At 67.2% G+C, this 20113-nt stretch carries 18 protein-coding genes; 10 read left to right on the top strand and 8 right to left on the bottom strand.

Annotated features, from left to right (window positions below; translation table 11 throughout):
• Positions 1-14: 14 nt before the first annotated feature.
• Both Q8N10_RS12340 and Q8N10_RS12335 read right to left on the bottom strand, forming a co-directional pair.
• Positions 15-1238 (bottom strand): LLM class flavin-dependent oxidoreductase, encoded by a 1224-nt coding sequence (locus tag Q8N10_RS12340; protein ID WP_304774282.1) that lies wholly within the window; start codon positions 1236-1238, stop codon positions 15-17.
• Positions 1239-1321: 83 nt separating this feature from the next.
• Positions 1322-2350 (bottom strand): DNA topoisomerase IB, encoded by a 1029-nt coding sequence (locus Q8N10_RS12335; protein ID WP_304774280.1) that lies wholly within the window; start codon positions 2348-2350, stop codon positions 1322-1324.
• A 107-nt stretch (positions 2351-2457) separates the two neighbouring features.
• Here Q8N10_RS12335 and rlmJ point away from each other — a divergent pair, with 107 nt between their 5' ends.
• The 6 genes from rlmJ (at position 2458) to Q8N10_RS12305 (ending at position 7888) form a co-directional block, all read left to right on the top strand.
• Positions 2458-3282: a 23S rRNA (adenine(2030)-N(6))-methyltransferase RlmJ gene (gene rlmJ / locus Q8N10_RS12330; protein WP_304774278.1), complete on the top strand. Its 825-nt coding sequence runs from the start codon at positions 2458-2460 to the stop codon at positions 3280-3282.
• 70 nt (positions 3283-3352) lie between these two features.
• Positions 3353-3808: a hypothetical protein gene (locus tag Q8N10_RS12325; protein ID WP_304774276.1), complete on the top strand. Its 456-nt coding sequence runs from the start codon at positions 3353-3355 to the stop codon at positions 3806-3808.
• A gap of 61 nt (positions 3809-3869) precedes the next feature.
• On the top strand, positions 3870-4430 hold the full coding sequence (locus tag Q8N10_RS12320; RefSeq protein WP_304774301.1) for a sugar transferase: 561 nt from the start codon (positions 3870-3872) through the stop codon (positions 4428-4430).
• A gap of 53 nt (positions 4431-4483) precedes the next feature.
• The gene (locus Q8N10_RS12315; protein ID WP_304774274.1) at positions 4484-6610 is read left to right on the top strand and encodes an AsmA family protein; all 2127 of its coding nucleotides are present in this window, start codon (positions 4484-4486) and stop codon (positions 6608-6610) included.
• A 114-nt stretch (positions 6611-6724) separates the two neighbouring features.
• The gene (locus tag Q8N10_RS12310) at positions 6725-7201 is read left to right on the top strand and encodes a cytochrome c (protein WP_304774272.1); all 477 of its coding nucleotides are present in this window, start codon (positions 6725-6727) and stop codon (positions 7199-7201) included.
• Positions 7202-7207: 6 nt separating this feature from the next.
• Positions 7208-7888, top strand: coding sequence for a cytochrome b/b6 domain-containing protein (locus Q8N10_RS12305; protein WP_304774270.1), 681 nt, complete (start codon positions 7208-7210; stop codon positions 7886-7888).
• A 128-nt stretch (positions 7889-8016) separates the two neighbouring features.
• Here the strand turns inward: Q8N10_RS12305 and Q8N10_RS12300 are convergent, their stop codons facing one another.
• The 3 genes from Q8N10_RS12300 to nth all read right to left on the bottom strand — a co-directional run bounded on the left by Q8N10_RS12300 (position 8017) and on the right by nth (position 9935).
• Positions 8017-8337, bottom strand: a complete 321-nt coding sequence (locus Q8N10_RS12300; protein ID WP_293497389.1) for a hypothetical protein — start codon at positions 8335-8337, stop codon at positions 8017-8019.
• A 135-nt stretch (positions 8338-8472) separates the two neighbouring features.
• Entirely contained in the window at positions 8473-9180 is a 708-nt protein-coding gene (locus Q8N10_RS12295; RefSeq protein WP_304774267.1) for a DUF72 domain-containing protein, read from the bottom strand.
• Between the two features lie 32 nt (positions 9181-9212).
• Positions 9213-9935 (bottom strand): endonuclease III, encoded by a 723-nt coding sequence (gene nth / locus Q8N10_RS12290; protein ID WP_304774265.1) that lies wholly within the window; start codon positions 9933-9935, stop codon positions 9213-9215.
• 87 nt (positions 9936-10022) lie between these two features.
• On the opposite strand from nth, the gene Q8N10_RS12285 reads away from it, so the two are divergent.
• The 3 genes from Q8N10_RS12285 to Q8N10_RS12275 all read left to right on the top strand — a co-directional run bounded on the left by Q8N10_RS12285 (position 10023) and on the right by Q8N10_RS12275 (position 17430).
• A complete protein-coding gene (locus tag Q8N10_RS12285; RefSeq protein WP_304774264.1) occupies positions 10023-11168 on the top strand; it encodes an L-lactate dehydrogenase in 1146 nt (381 codons plus the stop codon).
• A 146-nt stretch (positions 11169-11314) separates the two neighbouring features.
• Complete coding sequence (gene gltB, locus Q8N10_RS12280) at positions 11315-15955, top strand: glutamate synthase large subunit (RefSeq protein WP_304774262.1); 4641 nt, start codon at positions 11315-11317, stop codon at positions 15953-15955.
• Between the two features lie 23 nt (positions 15956-15978).
• Entirely contained in the window at positions 15979-17430 is a 1452-nt protein-coding gene (locus Q8N10_RS12275; protein ID WP_305312536.1) for a glutamate synthase subunit beta, read from the top strand.
• 27 nt (positions 17431-17457) lie between these two features.
• On the opposite strand, the gene Q8N10_RS12270 is transcribed toward Q8N10_RS12275, so the two are convergent.
• From Q8N10_RS12270 to Q8N10_RS12260, 3 genes are all read right to left on the bottom strand, one after another.
• On the bottom strand, positions 17458-17991 hold the full coding sequence (locus Q8N10_RS12270) for a DUF4142 domain-containing protein (protein ID WP_305663935.1): 534 nt from the start codon (positions 17989-17991) through the stop codon (positions 17458-17460).
• 146 nt (positions 17992-18137) lie between these two features.
• Positions 18138-19037 carry an HWE histidine kinase domain-containing protein gene (locus tag Q8N10_RS12265; RefSeq protein WP_305663934.1) on the bottom strand — a complete coding sequence of 300 codons (900 nt, stop codon included), beginning with the start codon at positions 19035-19037 and terminating at the stop codon, positions 18138-18140.
• Positions 19038-19059: 22 nt separating this feature from the next.
• Complete coding sequence (locus Q8N10_RS12260; protein ID WP_305663933.1) at positions 19060-19479, bottom strand: PAS domain S-box protein; 420 nt, start codon at positions 19477-19479, stop codon at positions 19060-19062.
• Between the two features lie 229 nt (positions 19480-19708).
• Here Q8N10_RS12260 and Q8N10_RS12255 point away from each other — a divergent pair, with 229 nt between their 5' ends.
• Positions 19709-19993 (top strand): hypothetical protein, encoded by a 285-nt coding sequence (locus Q8N10_RS12255; RefSeq protein ID WP_305663932.1) that lies wholly within the window; start codon positions 19709-19711, stop codon positions 19991-19993.
• Positions 19994-20113 lie beyond the last annotated feature (120 nt).

Genomic DNA, 20113 nt, shown 5'->3' with positions numbered 1-20113 from the left:
CCACCAGCCGCAGGTCAGTCCTTCTTCGGCTCGGCTGCGGCGGCGGCGATGAGGGCGACGATCTGCGGGCTGATGTTGTCGGCGCCCTTCTCCATCATGTGGGAGACGATGCGGGCGCCGACGGCGGCGCGGGTCTGGCTGGTGAACTCGGTCTTGTTGTCGCGCACCCAGTCCATGGAGGCCTTGCGGTTGACGTTCAGCTGCTGGAAGTGCGGGACCACGTAGCGGGCGATCATCTCGTAGGACCGCTGGGTGTTCTCCCAGTTGGCCCAGTTGTGGGCCATCATCAGGTAGCAGCCGAAGCCGCCGCTCTCTTCCTTCAGCTGCTCGATACGGGCGATCGCCTCGTCCGGCGTGCCCACCACGGCCGAGCCCAGGGCGAGATAGGCTTCCACCGGGTCGCCCGCGAAGTCGTCGGGCACCATGGGCAGGTTGGCGATCTCCCGGAAGTAATAGATCCACTTCTCCAGGCCGAAGCGGACCTGCTCGATGGCCTTGTCCTTGGTTTCGGCGATGTGCATCTGGCCCACCAGCCGCCAGGCGTTACGGTCCATGGTCTGGCCGCTGGCCTTGGCGATGTCCTCGGCGATGCCCCAGTTGGCGGCGAGCGCATTGAACCCCGCCGTGGTGGTGGCGCCCAGGGAGAGCAAGCCCACCCCATGCTTGCCGGCGGCCCGCGCGCCGGTGGGCGAGACCTGGCTGGCCACGGCGATCTCAACCGACGGCCGCGAATAGGGGGTCATCTGCAGGCGGGCGTTGACCAGGGTGAACCAGTCGCTCTCGTGGCTGACCTCCTCGCCGCGCAGCAGGCGAACCAGCACGTCCAGGGCCTCGTCCATGCGGTCGCGCTGCTTGGCCACCGGTATGCCCATCATGAAGGCGTCGGAGGACAGCGCGCCGGGGCCGGCGCCGAACATCACCCGGCCACGGGTCATGTGGTCCAGCTGGTTGATCCGGTCGGCCAGCATCATCGGGTGGTGATAGGGCAGGGACGACACCCCGGTGCCCAGCTTGATGTGCTTGGTGCGCTCGGCGGCGGCGGCGATGAACACCTCGGGCGAGGCGATCAGCTCATAGGCGGCCGAATGGTGCTCGCCGATCCAGGCCTCCTCGAAGCCCAGATTGTCCAGGTGCTGCACCAGCTCCAGGTCGCGCTGGATGGCCAGGGTGGGGTTCTCATCCAGAGGGTGAAAGGGCGCGATGAAGGCGCCGAAGCGCAGCTTGTTCTCGAGTGTCATTCTGGCCCTCCCAGGGTCTTTGACGAGACCTTAGCTGGGGTGACGCGGGGGCGCCTAGCGGCCCGCACCCGCGGCTCGAAACCTTAGGCGGCGGACTCCCGCGCGGCTTCCAGGAACTTCAGGACCGAGAGCTCGAAGGCGCGTGTCGAGTTGGTGTTCTTCAGGGGAAGGACGCCACGCTCGTAGGATTCCAGCACCAGGGGGTGGATGTAGGAGCCCCTGCAGACCGCGGCGGTGTTGCCCAGTAGACCGGCCACGGCCTTCACGCAGGTCGCCACGTTGCGCTTGGCCTGGGCGGCGTTGGTGGAGTGCGGATGCATCACCAGGCCGCGGGCGGCGGCCAGGGTCCCGGCCCAAGTCCGGAAATCCTTGGCCGAGAAATCCTCACCCAGGACCTCGCGGATATAGGCGTTCACGTCGGCGCTCTCGACCACGCGGCGCTGGCCGTGGTCGTCCAGATACTGGAACAGGCGCTGGCCGGGGATGTCCTGGCAGGCCTTGACGATGCGGGCCAGGCGGCGGTCGCGGAAGCCGGTCTGATGGACCTTGCCGCTCTTGCCTCGGAATTCGAACACGGTGCCCGTGCTGGTGATCCTGGCGTGGCGATCGCGCAGGGTGGTCAGGCCGAAGCTTTTGTTGGTGCGGGCATACTCCTCGTTGCCCACCCGGATCAGCGTGACCTCCATGACCGCGACGACGGCGGCCAGCACCTTCTCGCGCGGCAGTCCCCGGCGGGCGAGGTCGCTCTCGACCCGTTTGCGCAGGCGGGGCAGGGCGCGCCCGAAGGCGATGACGCGGTCGTACTTGATGCCGTCCCGGTCCTGCCGCCAGCCGGTGTGATAGCGGTACTGCTTGCGGCCCTTCAGGTCGCGGCCGGTGCACTGGATATGGCCCTGGGCGGAGGGGCAGATCCAGACGTCGGTCCAGGCCGGTGGGATCACCAGGGTCTTGATGCGTTCAAGGGTCTGCGCATCGGTGACCGGGCGGCCCTCGGCGTCGCGGTAGGAGAACCCCGACTTGCCGGCCAAGCGGGTGATGCCGGGGTCGTCGTCGTTGACATAGGTCAGGCCGGCCGGAGCGGGGGGCGTGAGCTCTGCGGTGTCTCTGGCCATCTGTCGCCTTTGGAGATCCACGGGGACGTGGCATCTACGCCCCGTACAGCCGCTGAACGTGAGCTCGCGGTCGCGAGTTCCCAGGTCGGCCGGGAGACTTAAAGTCCGTGAACTATCGCCACGCCTTCCACGCCGGGAATTTCGCCGACCTGGTCAAGCATGCCGGCCTGCTGCGCCTGATGGCCACGCTGACCAAGGCGCCGGGTCCGCTGACGGTCATCGACACCCACGCGGGGCGGGGTCTCTATGATCTTTCGGGCGCCGAGGCGCAGCGTTCAGGGGAGGCGGAGGCCGGCATCGCTCAGCTGATGAAGGCCGCCGACCTGCCCGCCGCCTTCGGCCCCCTGCGGGCGGCGGTGAACAAGCTGAACAACAGCGGGCCGACCAAGCTGTATCCAGGGTCGCCGCGCCTGATCGCCGACACCCTCAGGAAAAAGGATAGTTACATCGCCTGCGAGCTGCGCGGCGAGGAGCATGCGGCCCTGCGCATGGCGCTCAAGGGCCGGACCGGCGTCGAGACCCTCTGCGCCGACGGCTATGACACCGCTGTCAGCCGCTGCCCGCCGAAGGGCGCTGTGCTCGTGCTCATTGATCCGCCCTTCGAACGGCCCGACGACTACACTCGCATCGTCGCCACCCTGAAGGCCATTGGCCGGCGCAATCGCGACGCGGTGGTGATGATCTGGCTGCCCATCAAGGATCTGCAGACCTTCGACCATTTCCTCAACGAGGCGCAGGACACCGGCATCGGCCCGCTGCTGGTGGGGGAGTGCCGGATGCGGCCGCTGAACGATCCCATGAAGATGAACGGCTGCGCCCTGGTGACAGCTCGCGCGCCCGCGGACTTCGCCGCCTCGATGGAGGAAATGTGCCGCTGGACCGCCCAGACCCTGGGTCAGAATGGTCAGGGCCGGGTTTCGACGCTGTCGTAACGTTGATTTGCATCAAGGCGTCGCTGGGTGATGTTATGTTGCATTGCACAATCAACCTCGGAGACGTTCCATGATCGCGCTTAAGTCGAACGAGTCCGTTACCCCCGCCTCGGCCTTTCACGTGCCGATCGGCGCGGCCTCGCCCCTTTGGTTCATGTTCACCGGCGCGGCCTCGGCCGGCGTCGCCTACTGGTGGATGACCCGTTGGATGCGGCCGATGAACCTGGAGGCCATGCTGCCCCTTTCCGGCGCCGACGCAGCGCCGTTGGAAGAAGCCGCCATCCTTATCGAGGCCTTCGTCGAGCCTCTGCTGGAGGCGGCCCAACCCGTGCTTGAGGGCGGCGTGGTGGATCCCGACCCGGCCCCGACGCCCGCGCCGGAGCCCGCGCCGAACCCCCTGGACACCCCGCCGGCGCAAGCCGCCGCCCAGACGGTGGTTGAGGCCGTGGCGCCGATGACCGAAGCCTCGGCTGAGTCCGCCGCGCCAACGCCCAAAGCCAAGCCCAAGGCCGCCCCGAAAGCTTGAGGCCGTAGCGCGAAAACGCGCGGCGCATTAAGGCTGGTCTCCAACGAGAGGGACCTGTGTGCTGAAGCGTGGGTTAGACGTCCTGGGCGCCGCGGCGGGCCTGATCCTACTGTCGCCCGTGCTGCTGGCCCTGGCCGTCGCCGTGCGGCTGGAATCGCCCGGCCCGGCCCTGCACTGGTCGCGGCGTGTCGGCCGGTTCAACGCCCTGTTTCCCATGCCCAAGTTCCGCAGCATGCGCGTCGGCGCGCCCGACGTCGCCACCCACCTGCTGCCCGACCCGGCCTCCTGGATCACCCCCCTGGGCGCCTTCATGCGCCGCACCAGCCTGGACGAACTGCCTCAGCTCTGGAGCGTGCTGCGGGGACATATGAGTCTGGTGGGACCGCGTCCCGCCCTTTTCAACCAGGATGACCTGATAGCCCTGCGCGACGCGGCCGGCGTCCAGACGCTGCGGCCGGGCCTGACCGGTTGGGCCCAGATCCACGGCCGGGATGAGTTGCCGGTGCCAGACAAGGTTCGGCTGGACGCCGAGTACCTGGCCGCCCGCACCACCCTGATGGACCTCTCCATCATTCTGCGCACCGCGATGACCGCCTTCTCCGGCCGCGGAGTCCGTCACTAGACGGACCCCTTCGGCGGCTGGCGCGTTCTGGCCTGACCCGGAGTTCCCAGACCTTGCCAGACGAACCGATCTACCTGCGCGCCCGTTCGGGCCTCGTCCGCGCTCGCGACCGGGCCGCCGATAGCCTGCGCCGCGCACGTGGCGCGATGGGCCCCAGTTGGGAGCGGACGCGCTCGCGTCTGCGGGAAACCAGGTTCAAGCGCCCGAGCAACAGGGCCCTGGCCTGGACGGGGGGGATTGTCGGCGCGCTGGTGGTGGCCATCGCCCTCTTCCTGATTTTGTTCGACTGGAACTACCTGCGCGGCCCGATCGGCCGCTACGCCTCGGCCAAGACCGGCCGCGAGATCATGCTGGCGGGCAATCTTGACGTTAAGGCCTTCTCCTTCCAACCCCGGGCGACGGTGGAGGGCATTCGGGTCGGCAATCCCAAGTGGGCCGGCCCCGGCCAGACCGCCGACATCAAGAGGCTCGACGTCCAGGTCAAGCTGATGCCGCTGTTGGTGGGTCAGGTTGTGCTGCTGAATCTGGAGCTAAACCAGGCCAAGGTCGACCTCCGACGAAATCTCCAAGGCCGCGCCACATGGGACTTTTCCAACGGAAAGAAGTCCAAGAAGCCCTTCAAGATGCCGCCGATCCGGCGGTTCGTGATCAATGACGGCCACCTGCGTATGGTCGATGAGAAGCGCAAGCTGGTCCTGAACGGCGAGATCAACGCCACGGAGGAGATGGGCCGGGCAGGCCGCGGCTTCCTAATGACCGGCGACGGCTCGCTGAATGGGAACCGCTTCCGGCTGCGCATCCAGGGCGGTCCGCTGCTCAACGTCGACAGCCGCAAGCCCTATCCCTTCGACGCTGACATCCGCTCGGGCGCGACGCGGGTGACCGCCAAGGGGGCGATCCCCAAGCCCTTCGACCTGGCGCAGTTCTCCATGAACGTCACCGCCCGGGGCCCGGACCTGGCCGCCCTCTACGACCTGACGGGCGTCGCCCTGCCAAACACCCCGCCCTATCGCCTGAACGGCCGGCTATCGCGTGACGAGCAAATCTACAAGATCGAGGGCCTGAGCGGCCGGGTCGGCGACAGTGATCTGTCCGGGTTCATCTCGGTGGAGACCGGCGACGAGCGCCCCTACCTGAAGGCCGACCTGCGGACCCGCAGCCTGGACTTCGACGACCTCGCGGCGATCTTCGGCGGGGCCCCCTCCCGCAAGGCCGGCGAAACCATCTCCCCCGAGCAGGCCGCCATCGGCCGAAAGATGGCCGCCCAACGTCGGCTGCTGCCGGACACCACCCTGAACGTCAGCAAGATCCGTTCGCTGGACGCCGATGTCCGTTACCGGGTCGCGGCCATCCATGACGCCATGCTGCCTCTGCGGTCGGGCGACGTCACGGTGAAGCTGGAGCGTGGCCTGCTCAGCGCCAACCCCCTCACCCTGGACCTGCCCCAGGGCAAGATCACCGGCCAGGCCCACCTCAACGCCCGCGCCGAAACGCCGGTGACCGAGGTGGATGTTCGGCTCTCCAACGCGCGCCTCGAACAGCTCATCCCCATCAAGGGCGAACCGCTGGCCGGCAGCTTCGTCGGAAGGATCAAGCTGAAGGGCGCCGGCAATTCGGTGCACCGCGCCGCCTCCAACGCCGACGGCGAGGTGCTGGCGGTGGTTCCGAGCGGCGAGATCCGCGAGGCTTTCGCCGAACTGCTGGGCATCAACGTGGCCAGGGGCCTGGGCCTGCTGTTCTCCAAGGACCAGGGGTCGGTGCCCATCCGCTGCGGCGTGGCCCACTTCCAGGCCAGGAACGGCGTGCTGACCGCTGACCGCATCGTCTTTGACACCAAGCCGGTCCTGGCCACCGGGGCCGGGACCATCAACCTGGACAGCGAGACCATGAACCTGCGGGTCCAGGGCAAGTCCAAGGAACTGCGCCTAGTGCGCCTGCTCTCGCCGATCACCGTGAAGGGCCCACTCCTCGGGCCGAAGGTCGGCATCGAGACTGGCAAGTTGGTCGCCCAGGGGGGTGTCGCTGTGGCGCTGGCCGCCGTGGTCACGCCCCTGGCGGTCCTGCTGCCGTTCATCGATCCCGGCTTGGCCAAGGACGCGTCCTGCGCCTCCCTGATCGCCGAAGCCGGCCGCGAAGGCGCGCCGGTCAAGACAGTGGCCGCCAAGACCGCTCGCCGCTGAACATTTCAGGCCAGCAGCAAAACCAGGACGGCCTGAAACCAACGCGCGATTGACGCGGCGTCCGGGCGCCCCTCAAACTCAGGCTTACGAATTCCGTTGCGAAGAGGTCTGTCCATGGCTCGTCTCACCAAGCGTCCCCTCGGTCTGGCCCTGGGGATGGCCCTCAGCCTGACGGCCCTCGGCGGGGCGGCCCTGGCGGCCTCGGCGGTCGAGACCGCCATCGCGCAGCGCCAGAAGGGCTTCAAGGCCATGGGCGGCGCCTTCAAGACCATCAATGACAACCTCAAGACCGACGCTCCCGACGCCAAGCTGATCGCGGCCCAGGCTACGATCATCAAGGCCCAAGCCGGGCACATCCCTCACTGGTTCCCGAAGGGCAGCGGCCCGGAGGCGGGCTTCAAGACCGCCGCCAAGCCGGAGATCTGGGCCGAGGGCGCCAAGTTCGCCGCCGCCGCCAAGGGCCTGCAGACCGAGAGCGCCAAGCTGGAGACCATCGCCAAGGGCGGCGACATCGACGCCATCAAGGCCCAGGTGAAGGCCACCGGCGGCGCCTGCGGGACCTGCCACACGCCCTTCCGCGTAAAGTCCTAGGGTTCCATGAGCGACGCGCCGCCGATCGCCACCCGGCTCTGGGACCTGCCGACGCGGATCACCCACTGGGCCCTGGTGGTGCTGATCCTCGTGTCCTGGCTGACCGGGGGCGAGAACATGCAGGTCCATCGCTGGTCGGGCTATGGCGTGATCGGACTGCTGGTGTTCCGGCTCTACTGGGGCTTCTTTGGCGGCGAGACGGCGCGGTTCTCCCACTTTGTGAAGGGGCCGGGCGCGACGGTCGGCTACCTCACGACCATGGGCAAGCGCACCGCCGGCGATCTGGTGGGGCACAGTCCGGTGGGGGCGGTCAGTGTGGTCCTGCTGCTGCTGGTCATGCTGGTGCAGGTCAGCCTTGGCCTGTTCGCCAGCGATATCGATGGCATCGAGTCCGGACCGCTGTCCCACCTGGTGGACTTCGACACCAGCCGGCTGGCTTCGGACTGGCACGAGCTGACCTTCCGCGTGCTGCAGGCCCTGGTGGTCCTGCACGTCGCGGCCATCGCCTTCTACGCCCTGTGGAAGCGCCAGAACCTCATCACCGCCATGATTACCGGCAAGCGGGTGTTCTCCGGTCCCGTCCCGAGCCTCAAGTTCGCCCCGGTCTGGAGCCTGCTGCTGGGGATCGTGATCGCCGTGGCGGCGGCCTGGCTGATCGCCAGGGGTCTGAAGCTTCCGAAGTTCTAGTGCATGGCGCCGGCGTCAGGGCCAGGCCAGCTCGGCCTCGGCCTCGAAGGTGTTGGCGCTGCCCAGCGGCGCGAACTCCCGGCCAAGCTTGATCCCGAATTTGGGGAGCCCGGCCGGGATAGAAAGGCTCAGGCGGCGGCGCCCTTCAGGCAGTTGAGCCAGGCGTCTTCGCGGGCCTTCTCGGCCTCGCGCAGGGTGGTCTCGGCGTCGCGCACGGCGGCGTCGTGCTTGCGCCACTCCAGGACGGCGCCTTCGCGGGCGGCGCGGGCGGCTTCCATGGTTTCGAAGCGGGCCAGGATGGCGCGCACGCTGTAGGTCACCGGCGGGCCCACGGTCTCGCGGTCAGGATAGAAGCCGGTGATGGAGTCCGTGCTCTCGCTGTCGATGTGGAAGACATCGGCCCAGCCGGCGTGGTGGCGCATCAGGGCCCAGGGACGTTGGACGGTCATCAATAGCTCCTCAGAATCCGCATAGCGGTGTCTCGCGGTGAAACTAGCCCGGCTCGCGCCCGGCTCCAACGGCTCAGGCGCGCGGCAATAGCAGATGCACCGCTTCGGATGAAAGCCGAACCGTGAAATTCGATCCTAGACTCCCATCAGCTCCAGGGCGTTGGCGGCGGCCGCCCCGAGCATGGTGTTGTCGAAGATACACCAGCCCTCGGTCCCGGGTTGGCGGGTGGCCAGGGTCGCGGCGACCGTGGCGATCTGCTCGCTGGAATAGGGCGAGGCGTACATCCGCGGCGAACCGTGCAGGCGGATATAGGTGAGGCCCGTCCAGCCCCCGGGCCGCGCGGCCTCGGGAACCACGGCGGGGTCGGCGGCGACACGGGCGATGTGGGCGTCTACCAGCCTGGCCTCCGCCTCGCCGGTGAACCAGGTGGCGTGACGCGCCTCGATGACGGTCGGCCCCTCATAAAGCTCGCGCCAGCCGCTGACGAAACGCGCGGCGTCGTCGGTGAACTGGAGGCTGGGCGGCAACTGGATCAGCACCGGTCCGAGCTTGCCGCCCAGGGGGGCGATCTCCGCGATAAAGGTGCGCAACAGGTCATTGGTCTCCACCAGCCGCTTCTCATGGGTGGCGGTCTTGGGCGCCTTCACGGCGAACCGGAAGTGGGGCGGGGTGGCGTGGGCCCAGCGCTCGAAGATGGCGGGCTTATGTGAGCGGTAGAAGGTGGTGTTGATCTCCGCGGCCGGCAGCACGGCGGCGTAGCGTTCCAGGCCGGTCCCTTCGGCAGGGAAGTGCGCCGCCGACGTGCGCGGAATCGTCCAGCCTGCCGTGCCGATCCTGTCCATGAGCGTTCAGCGCGCGAGCCGGGCGGCGGTTGCTAGGCGTCGAAGGGGATGACGCGGCGTTCCTGGTCGCCGGAAACCCCGACCCGAGGGCAGGCGTCACGCAGGACACAGAGGCCGCAGGCCGGGTCGAAGTGGGTGCAGAGCGACTGGCCATGGCCCTTCAGCAGCCAGTGCAGTTCGTAGAGCTGCTCTCCCTGCCATTCACCCGGCGCCTGCTCCATCAGGCTGTCATAGGCTTCCCGCACGTCGCCGCTGCGGGCGGTGAGGCCCAGGCGCCGCGAGACCCGATGCACGTGGGTGTCCACCACCAGGGCGCGGCGGTTCAGGGTGCTCAGGTTCAGCACCGCGGCGGCGATCTTCACCCCGACGCCCGGCAGGCGCATAAGCCAGGCCATGGCTTCCTCCACCGGCTCGGCGGCCAGGAAGTCCAGGTTCAATTCGCCGCGCTTCAGCAGCAGCACGCGGACCAGGATCGGAAGCTGGCGCGCCTTCTGGTCGGCGAAGGTCACCGGATCGATCACCGGCTCCAGCTCTTCCTGGGTGGCGTGCACCAGGGCGTTCCAGTCCGGATAGGCCGCCCGCAGCCGGATAAAGGCCGCCCATGACACCTCGTCATAGGTCCGCGAGCTCAGCAGCGACTTGATCAGCTGGGACACCGGATCAAGCTGATGCTCGGGCCTTTGCGGGCCCAGGACGCTGCGCAGCCGGTCGCGTGTGGGCGGCAGGTCTGAGGGGAGGGCGAGTCGGATATGCATGCCGCCACGCTAGAACAAAAACAGAACATTTGTAAACCCGCCCCGAGCGCCGTACGAAGGGGTCCGGCATCCACGGGAAGGGCGGCCATGAACCCGGCCTCGGTCTCCGACTATCGCGACTTGGCGCGCCGCCGGCTGCCGCCGATGTTCTTCGAATATATCGACGGCGGCTCCTACGCCGAGGTCACGCTGAAGCGGAACGTGGCTGACCTGGAGGCCATCGCCCTGCGCCAGCGGGTGATGCGCGATATGAGCCAGCTGGACCTCAGCATCGAGACCCTTGGCCAGAAGCTCGCCTTCCCGGTGGGCCTGGCGCCCGTGGGCATGGCCGGAATGTACGGCCGCCGGGGCGAGGTGCAGGCGGCCAGGGCCGCGGCCAGCCTGGGCGTGCCCTTCTGCCTGTCCACCGTGGGGGTCTGTTCGGTGGAGGAGGTGGCGGCCAGCGGGACCGCACCCTGGTTCCAGCTCTATATGCTCAAGGACCGCGGCTACATGGCCGAGCTTCTGGCGCGGGCCAAGGCGGCCGGCTGCCCGGTCCTGGTCTTCACTGTCGACCTGCCGCTGCCGGGTTCGCGCTATCGTGATGTGCGCTCGGGCTTCACCGGGGCGACCGGGCTTTCCGGCGCCCTGAACACCGCCTGGCAGGGGGTGACCCATCCCGGCTGGCTGTGGGACGTCTGGCTGCATGGTCGACCCCACACCCTGGGCAGTGTCGCCAACGCCGTGCCCAAGGCCGGCGGCGTCACAGACTTCCTGGCCTGGATCGCCAGCAACTTCGACCGCTCGGTGACCTGGGCGGATCTGGACTGGGTGCGCAAGACCTGGGACGGGCCGATCGTGATCAAGGGTGTGCTGGACCCGCAGGACGCCCGCGACGCGGTGAAGGCGGGCGCGCAGGGCCTGATCGTGTCGAACCACGGCGGCCGGCAACTGGACGGGGTGCGCTCGTCGATCTCGGCCCTGCCGGCGGTGGCTGACGCCGTGGGCGAGGACCTGGAGGTCTATCTGGACGGCGGAGTCCGCTCGGGTCTCGACGTGCTGAAGGCGTTGTCCCTGGGGGCCAAGGCCTGCTTCGTCGGCCGCGCCTGGGCCTATGCCCTGGGCGCGGGCGGTGAGAAGATGGTCGCCCGCATGCTTGGAACCCTGCGCAGCGAGCTCGCCACCGCCATGGTGCTCACCGGTTGTCGCAATGCGCGGGATGCGGACGGAACGCTTCTCGACCTCGCAACTTAGAAAAACTTTTCAAATCCATAGGTTCGAACCCATCGACAAGGGTCGATCTTGCCGGTAATGGCCGCGCGAACGTGCGTTTGACGGCCGGGTTCGGCCGCGCAGTCGCATGCCTGTAATGCCTGCTAGTAGAAGAATGAGGTACCCGCATGGGCGCTCCGGAACGGCAAGGTCTGTACGACCCGCGCAATGAACACGATGCGTGCGGTGTGGGGTTTGTGGCCAATATCAAAGGCCGCAAATCGCATGAGGTCGTGACCGCTGGGCTGGAAATCCTGATCAACCTCGACCACCGCGGCGCCGTCGGCGCAGATCCCCTGGTGGGCGACGGCGCGGGGATCCTGATTCAGATGCCCGACGCCCTGCTGCGCGACTGGGCCGGCAAGGAAGACGTCGAGCTGCCCGCGCCCGGCGACTACGCCGTGGCCATGTGCTTCATGCCCCAGGACGACGCCGCCCGCGCCGTGGCGGTCAGCCAGTTCGAGCACTTCCTGAAGGTCGAGGGCCAGATCTTCATCGCCTGGCGCGACGTGCCCGTCGACACCACGGGCCTGGGAGCGGCCGTGCTCGCCGAGATGCCGGTGATCCGCCAGGCCATCGTCGGCCGCGGCCCTGGGACCAAGGACCAGGACGCCTTCGAGCGGAAGCTGCTGACCATCCGCAAGCAGCTGCAGAACCCCCTGGCCGAGCTGGCGATGAAGAAGAACCTGCCTGGCCTGACCCAGCTGTACCTGCCGTCCTTCTCGACGCGGACGGTGGTCTATAAGGGCCTGCTGCTGGCCGGTCAGGTCGGCGCCTTCTATACCGACCTCACCAACCCCCTGACCCAGTCGGCGCTGGCCCTGGTCCACCAGCGGTTCTCCACCAACACCTTCCCGTCGTGGAAGCTGGCGCACCCCTATCGGTTCATCGCCCATAACGGCGAGATCAACACCGTGCGCGGCAACGTCAACTGGATGAACGCGCGGCGCCGCACGCTGGAAAGTGACCTGTTGGGTCCCGACCTCAACAAGATGTGGCCGCTGATTCCACACGGCCAGTCCGACACCGCCTGCCTGGACAACGCCCTGGAACTGCTGGTGGCCGGCGGCTACCCGCTGGCCCACGCCGTCATGATGCTGATCCCGGAAGCCTGGGCCGGCAATCCGCTGATGGATCCCAAGCGCAAGGCCTTCTACGAATACCACGCCGCCCTGATGGAGCCGTGGGACGGTCCCGCCGCCGTGGCCTTCACCGACGGCCGCCAGATCGGCGCCACCCTGGACCGCAACGGCCTGCGTCCCGCCCGCTTCGTCATCACCGACCAGGACCATGTGATCATGGCTTCGGAAATGGGCGTGCTGGTGGTCCCAGAGGAGCGCGTCGTCCGCAAGTGGCGCCTGCAGCCCGGCAAGATGCTGCTGATCGACATGGAGGAGGGCCGGATCATCGAGGACGAGGAGATCAAGGCCTCCCTCGCCGACGCTGAGCCCTATGCCGAGTGGCTGGCCCAGACCCAGTTCAAGCTGGAAGACCTGCCCGAGGCCGCGCCGGCCGACGCCCTGATGGGCTCCGATCCCGCCCAGCTGCTCGATCGCCAGCAGGCCTTCGGCTACACCCAGGAGGACCTGCAGTTCTTCCTGGAGCCCATGGCCCAGACGGGAGACGACCCCATCGGCTCGATGGGCGGCGACGTCCCCATCGCGGTGCTCTCCAGGCGCGCCAAGCTGCTCTACGACTACTTCAAGCAGAACTTCGCCCAGGTCACCAACCCGCCGATCGACCCGATCCGCGAAGAGCTGGTGATGAGCCTGGTCTCGATGATCGGCCCGCGCCCAAACCTGCTGGGCCGTCAGGCCGGCACCCACAAGCGCCTGGAGGTCTCCCAGCCGATCCTCACCAATGAGGACCTGGCCAAGATCCGCGCCATCAGCGAGCTGCTGGACGGCGCCTTCAGGACCGCCACCCTGGACGCCACCTGGGCGGCCGAAGAGGGCCCCGCCGGGCTCGAGCGCGCCCTGGACCGCCTGTGCCGCGAGGCCACCGAGAGCGTCCTGGCCGACATGAACATCCTGATCCTGTCGGATCGGGGCGCCTCGTCCGACCGCATCGCCATCCCGGCGGCGCTGGCCACCGCGGCGGTGCACCACCATCTGATTCGCCAGGGCCTGCGCATGCAGACCGGCCTGGTGATCGAGACCGGCGAAGCGCGCGAAGTGCACCACTTCTGCGTCCTGGCCGGCTACGGCGCCGAGGCCGTGAACCCCTATCTCGCCTTCGAGACCCTGGAGCACCTGCGGGTCGCCAACGGCTACAGCCTGTCGGCCTATGAGGTCCGCAAGAACTACATCAAGGCGGTTGGCAAGGGCGTGCTGAAGGTGATGTCCAAGATGGGCATCTCCACCTACCAGTCCTATTGCGGCGCCCAGATCTTCGACGCCGTGGGCCTGAACTCCACGGTGATCGAGCAGTACTTCACCGGCACCGCCACGACGATCGAGGGTATCGGCCTCTACCAGATCGCCGAGGAGGCCGTGCGCCGCCACCGCGACGCCTTCGGCGACAACCCGATCTACGCCTCCATGCTGGACGTAGGCGGCACCTACGCCTTCCGCCTGCGCGGCGAGGAGCACGCCTGGACCCCGGACACGGTGGGCCAGCTGCAGCACGCGGTGCGCGGCAACCTGCCGGACGCCTACAAGAACTTCGCCGCCGGCATCAACGAGCAGTCCCAACGCCTGCTGACGATCCGCGGCCTGATGCGCTTCAAGAACGCCGAGACGCCGCTCAGCCTCGATGAGGTCGAACCGGCCAGCGAGATCGTCAAGCGCTTCGCCACCGGCGCCATGAGCTTCGGCTCCATCAGTCGCGAGGCCCACACCACGCTCGCCATGGCCATGAACCGGATCGGCGGCAAGTCGAACACCGGGGAGGGGGGCGAGGAAGCCGACCGCTTCAAGCCACTGCCCAACGGCGACTCCATGCGCTCGGCCATCAAGCAGGTGGCCTCCGGCCGCTTCGGGGTGACCACCGAGTACCTGGTCAACGCCGACGACATCCAGATCAAGATGGCCCAGGGCGCCAAGCCCGGGGAGGGCGGCCAGCTGCCCGGTCACAAGGTGGACGCCAACATCGCGCGTGTTCGGCACTCCACGCCGGGCGTCGGCCTCATCAGTCCGCCGCCGCACCACGACATCTATTCGATCGAGGACTTGGCTCAGCTCATCCACGACCTGAAGAACGTCAACTCCAAGGCCCGCATCTCCGTGAAGCTGGTGTCTGAGGTTGGTGTCGGCACGGTGGCGGCGGGCGTGGCCAAGGCGCGCGCCGACCACATCACCATCTCGGGCTTCGAGGGCGGCACCGGGGCCTCGCCCCTCACCTCCCTGACCCACGCGGGCTCGCCCTGGGAGATCGGCCTGGCCGAGACCCAGCAGACCCTGCTGCTGAACGGCCTGCGCACGCGCGTGGCGGTCCAGGCCGACGGCGGCCTGCGCACCGGCCGTGACGTGGCGGTCGCCGCTCTGCTGGGCGCCGACGAGTTCGGATTCGCCACCGCCCCGCTGATCGCGGCCGGCTGCATCATGATGCGCAAGTGCCACCTGAACACCTGCCCGGTGGGGGTGGCGACCCAGGACCCCATCCTGCGGGCCCGGTTCACCGGCCAGCCCGAGCACGTGATCAACTATTTCTTCTTCGTCGCCGAAGAGCTGCGCGAGATCATGGCCCAGCTCGGGTTCCGCACGATGAATGAGATGATCGGCCAGGTGGACCGCCTGGACATGCGCGAGGCCGTCGATCACTGGAAGGCCAGCGGGGTTGACCTGTCGAAGATCCTGCACGAGGTCCAGCCCGGAGAACCCAAGGGCCTGTGGAACCAGGACCGCCAGGACCACGGCCTGGGCAAGGCCCTGGACAACACCCTGATCGCCGACGCCAAGGACGCGCTGGCCAACCGCACCCCGATGCGCGGCGAGTACCCGATCAAGAACATCAACCGCACTGTCGGCGCCATGCTGTCAGGGGAGGTGGCCCGCGCCTATGGCCATGCCGGCCTGCCGGAAGACACCATCTCGCTCACCTTCCACGGGGCGGCGGGCCAAAGCTTCGGCGCCTTCGCGGCCCGGGGCGTCAGCCTGGAGCTGATCGGCGACGGCAACGACTATGTGGGCAAGGGTTTGTCGGGCGGCCGGGTTGTCGTGCGCCAGCCCAAGGACAGCCGCCGCGACCCGACGCAGAACATCATCGTCGGCAACACCGTGCTGTACGGCGCCATCGCCGGCGAAGCCTATTTCCAGGGCGTGGCCGGCGAACGCTTCGCCGTCCGCAACTCCGGCGCCGTCACGGTGGTGGAGGGCACGGGTGACCACGGCTGTGAGTACATGACCGGCGGCGTGGTGGTGGTGCTGGGTGACACCGGGCGTAACTTCGCGGCGGGCATGTCGGGCGGCATCGCCTATGTCTACGATCCGAAGGGCCGCTTCGCGCCGCTGTGCAACACCGCGATGGTCGACATCGAGAAGGTGGCTCCGGCCAGCGGCGGGGCCGACGATCCGGGCCGTCCCAGCCAGCGCTCCATTTCGGTGGAGAACAACGGCATGGGCGACATGCTGGCCTACGACGCCGAGCGCCTGAAGATCCTGGTGGAACGCCACCTGCTCTATACGGGCAGCGCGCGGGCCCGGGAGATCCTGGACAACTGGGATATCTGCCTGACCTCCTTCGTGAAGGTCATGCCCAAGGATTATCGCCGGGCGCTCACCGATATGGCCGCCGAGCGTCTGGCGGCCGCCGCCGTCGCCGCCGAATAGAATTTCAGAGTCGGAGTAAACCCATGGGCAAGCCCACCGGCTTCCTGGAAATTGAGCGCCAGGATCGCGGCTACGAGAAGCCGCAGGACCGCCTTCGCAACTGGAAGGAATTCGTCCACCCGCTGCCGCAGGACGTGCTGAACAAGCAGGCCGCGCGCTGCATGGACTGCGGGATTCCGTTCTGCCACACCGGCTGTCCGGTGAATAACCAGATCCCGGACTTCAACAACCTGGTCTATCGCGACCAGTGGAAGATCGCGCTCGAGAACCTGCAGTCGACGAACAACTTCCCGGAGTTCACCGGCCGTGTCTGCCCCGCCCCCTGCGAGGCGGCCTGCACCCTGAACATCATCGACACGCCGGTCACCATCAAGACGATCGAATGCGCCATCGTCGACAAGGGATGGGAAGAGGGCTGGATCACCCCGCAGATGTCGCCCCGCGGCACCGGCAAGCGCGTCGCGGTGGTGGGATCGGGCCCCGCGGGCCTGGCCTGCGCCCAGCAACTGGCCCGGGCCGGTCACGCCACGACGGTGTTCGAGAAGAGCGACCGCATCGGTGGCCTGCTCCGCTACGGCATCCCAGATTTCAAGATGGAGAAGCACCTCATCGACCGCCGCGTGGCGCAGATGGAGGCCGAGGGCGTCATCTTCCGCACCAATATGGAGATCGGCGTGTCGGTCTCGGTGCAGCGGCTGCTGGACGACTATGACGTGCTGGTGATGGCCGGCGGCGCCGAGAACCCGCGCGACCTGGAGGTCTCCGGCCGCGAGCTGGACGGCATCCATTTCGCCATGGATTTCCTGGTCCAGCAGAACAAGCGCAACGCCGGCGACGACGAACTGCGCGCCGCGCCCACCGGCGCCATCTCGGCCACCGGCAAGCATGTGGTGGTGATCGGCGGCGGCGACACCGGTTCCGACTGTATCGGCACCTCCAACCGCCACGGCGCGGCCTCGGTGACACAGCTCGAGATCATGCCCGAGCCGCCGATCCGCGAGAACAAGTTCATGACCTGGCCGAACTGGCCGCTGAAGCTGCGCACCTCGTCCAGCCATGAAGAGGGCTGCGAGCGTGACTTCGCCGTGGCCACCAAGCGCGCCATCGGCTCCAACGGCCGCATCGAAGCTCTCGAATGCGTGCGGATGGAGTGGGCGGCGGGCGACGACGGCCGTCAGGTGCTGAAGGAAGTCGAGGGCAGCGAGTTCCAGCTCAAGGCCGACCTCGTCCTGCTGGCCATGGGCTTCGTCTCACCCAAGCACAACGCCTTCACCGAACAGGCCGGGGTGGAGATCGACCCGCGCGGCAACGTGAAAGCCCCGGTGACCGACTACAAGACCACGACGCCCAACATCTTCTCGTGCGGCGACATGCGACGCGGCCAGTCCCTGGTGGTCTGGGCGATCCGCGAAGGGCGTCAGTGCGCCCAGGCCGTGGACGCCTTCCTGATGGGCGCGAGCAAGCTGCCCCGCTAGGCGGAGGGGGCGAGCCCCCTCCAGGGCCTACCGCCGGAGGTCGTTCACCGCGTCCAGCTGGTCAGCCGCCCGGGCGGCGGTGTCCACCGCGTAGTCGCGCAGGATGTCGCTGTCTCCGTCAGCGGCGAACCGCTGGTGCAGGGCGAGCTGCTCCTGGTGGATGCGGCGTTGCTGGGCGATGTAGGTGTCGTCGAAATCGCGGCCGCTGGTCTGGGTCAGGGCGTCCAGCATGGCGCCCTTGACGTTGTCCCCGGAGGCCGAGGCCGGAGGCGGCACATTGGCCTCTTCGGCGGCCGCCAGCAGGGCGTTGGTGGTCATGGCCGCGTCGTCGATCACGTGCTGGGCGAGGTCCCTCACCGCGGGGTTCCGCGACCGGGAGAGGGCCAGCCGGCTGGAGGCGACCTCAAAGGCGTCGGCGGCGAAGGCCTCGTCCACGTAGGACGGGGCGTCGGTGGGGGTTGGGGCCGGTCGGTCGGCGACCCCGATCCGTGACTGGGCGAGGGCCGGTGCGGCCGAAATGAGGGTGGCCAGGGAGGCCGCGGCGACAAACCATCCACGCATGGGGTTTCCTTCCGTTCAGAAGCGAACTGAAGGAGCAAACCGGCGCCGGCGCGCGAGGTTCCGGACCGAACCGAGCCGGCTACTCGAGTTGTCCTACATCTGATGGGGCCAAACCGTTGATCGTCGTCTAATCCACGTTCCGCGCCTCAGAGCGGGAATGCGACGTCTACAATCAGCCCGGCCGGCTCCCACTTGCGGGCGATCGTGCCCCTTAGCTGGCGCACGAGATTGTCCTTCAGGGACGAACCGAAGCCTTCTCGTGTCGGATCGACAACCGTCGGCCCTCCTGATTCCCGCCACCGGAGGGCCACCATGCGCTCCTTGAGTGTCCAGGTGACCGACACACGACCTCCGCCAATGCTGCACGCACCGTGCTTGTTGGCGTTGGTCGCCAGTTCGTGGAGCAGCATGCTGATGGGCTGAACTTGCTCCGGCGAAAGCTCGACCTGCGGGCCGCCGGTATCCACGCTGTCCTTGGGGCAAAGGGCGTCCAGTTCCTCCCTGACCACGTCCTCCAACCGTCCGCCTTCCCACCGACGGGTCGCCAAGGATGTCTGTGCGCGGGCGAGGGCGCCAATCCGGCCCGTGAGAACGTCCTTGTAGGTTTCCAGATCCTCGGCGCGCGTAAGCCGGGTGAGGGATTGCACGATCGAGAGAACGTTGCGCGCCCTGTGATCGACCTCGTGCATGAGCAGCTTGCGCGTCTCCTCGCTACGCTTTTCCCCACTGATGTTCCGCGCCTCAATGATGGTGCCGACGACCTTCGATTCCTCGTCTTGAATGGGGCTGGCGGTGAAGGCGACAGGATAGAAGGAGCCGTCCTTGTGGACAAAAATCTCCTCCCCCTGCGTCCCCGCGTTCTCGGGAAACGCGCGGTCGATGGCGCACTCCGCAATCGGGAAATGCGAGCCGTCGGGGTGGGTGTGATGGATTACATCGTGGAGCGGTCGCCCGGTCGTTTCATGAAAAGCGTATCCCGTGAGTTGCTCCGCCGCCTTGTTCATGAACACGCAATGCTGTCGCTCATCCATGAGGAATACAGCCATGGTTGTGTTGTCTAGAATCGAATCAAGGCTGCCTAGCAGTATCTCGAAGTTCGGCTTCGATCTTCCGGTTTATTGTCGTATCTTGAATAGCCGCGTAGAAAACAGCATCATCATCATCGTCGTTGAATATCTGGAGTTTGACGGCAACATCATACTCAGTGCCGTCTTTTCGCCGATGGATTGTGTTGAAATCAAGCCTTTCGTTTTCTCCCATTTGGAGTGGACGTATCAATCCGAGAAAATCATCTCGGGTAATTCTGGGCTTCAAATCCCAAGGCGTGAGATTGTAGAGCTCTTCAAGGCTGTAGCCGAGATTTTCTCTCGCGCCTTTGTTGACTAGAAGAAAGCGAAAATCTTTCGCGGAGAATATGTAAACTTCGCTCGCGGCTTCTTCAACGATGCGCCCAAGACGCTCACGGGTCACACCGATAGAATTAGCCATTCTCGAAAATTCCGGTCCGAAGGGGTCATGCTGTTGAATATCCGTAGATAACCGCCGTACCCGTGACAATGGGTTCGGTGCGACTGACTATAGTCAAGCTTGAGGTCGTAAGCGGTCTGGCAAAGCTTAGGCAGATGGGCGGAAAGTCCTGGGAACCGCGGCAACCCGTTTCCCAGACCCCTGGGATCGTGGCTCTATACCGTCACCATACGGGGGAATCGTCACAACCATGCGCCGCCAACTCGCCAGCCTCGCCCTGACCGCCGGCCTCACCCTTTCCGCCGTCGCCCAGGCCGCCGACCTGCTGATCTTCGGGGGCCCGATCTACACCGGCGTGGACGCTCAGCCCAAGGTCGAGGCCCTCGTGGTCAGGGACGGGAAGGTGGCTTTCACCGGCCCGCTGCCCGAGGCGCGCAGGGCCGCCGGCAAGGCCCAGGCCATCGACCTGAAGGGGGCCGCGGCCTATCCCGGCTTCGTCGACGCCCACGCCCACCTAGAGCATTCTGCGACCTGATTGAATCGTTGGGGATTCCCAGGGACCGCGGATTCTGATTCAAGCTCTGTGCTGGTGACGGAGGCTGGCACCTATGAGCAAGGCGCTGTCAGTTGATCTTCGTGAGCGTGTGATCGGCGC

It is taken from the genome of Phenylobacterium sp. (assembly GCF_030693625.1).
Taxonomy (GTDB): domain Bacteria; phylum Pseudomonadota; class Alphaproteobacteria; order Caulobacterales; family Caulobacteraceae; genus Phenylobacterium; species Phenylobacterium ferrooxidans.
Note: the sequence above shows the minus strand (reverse complement) of the source record. Positions and strands in the feature narration are given on the sequence as shown.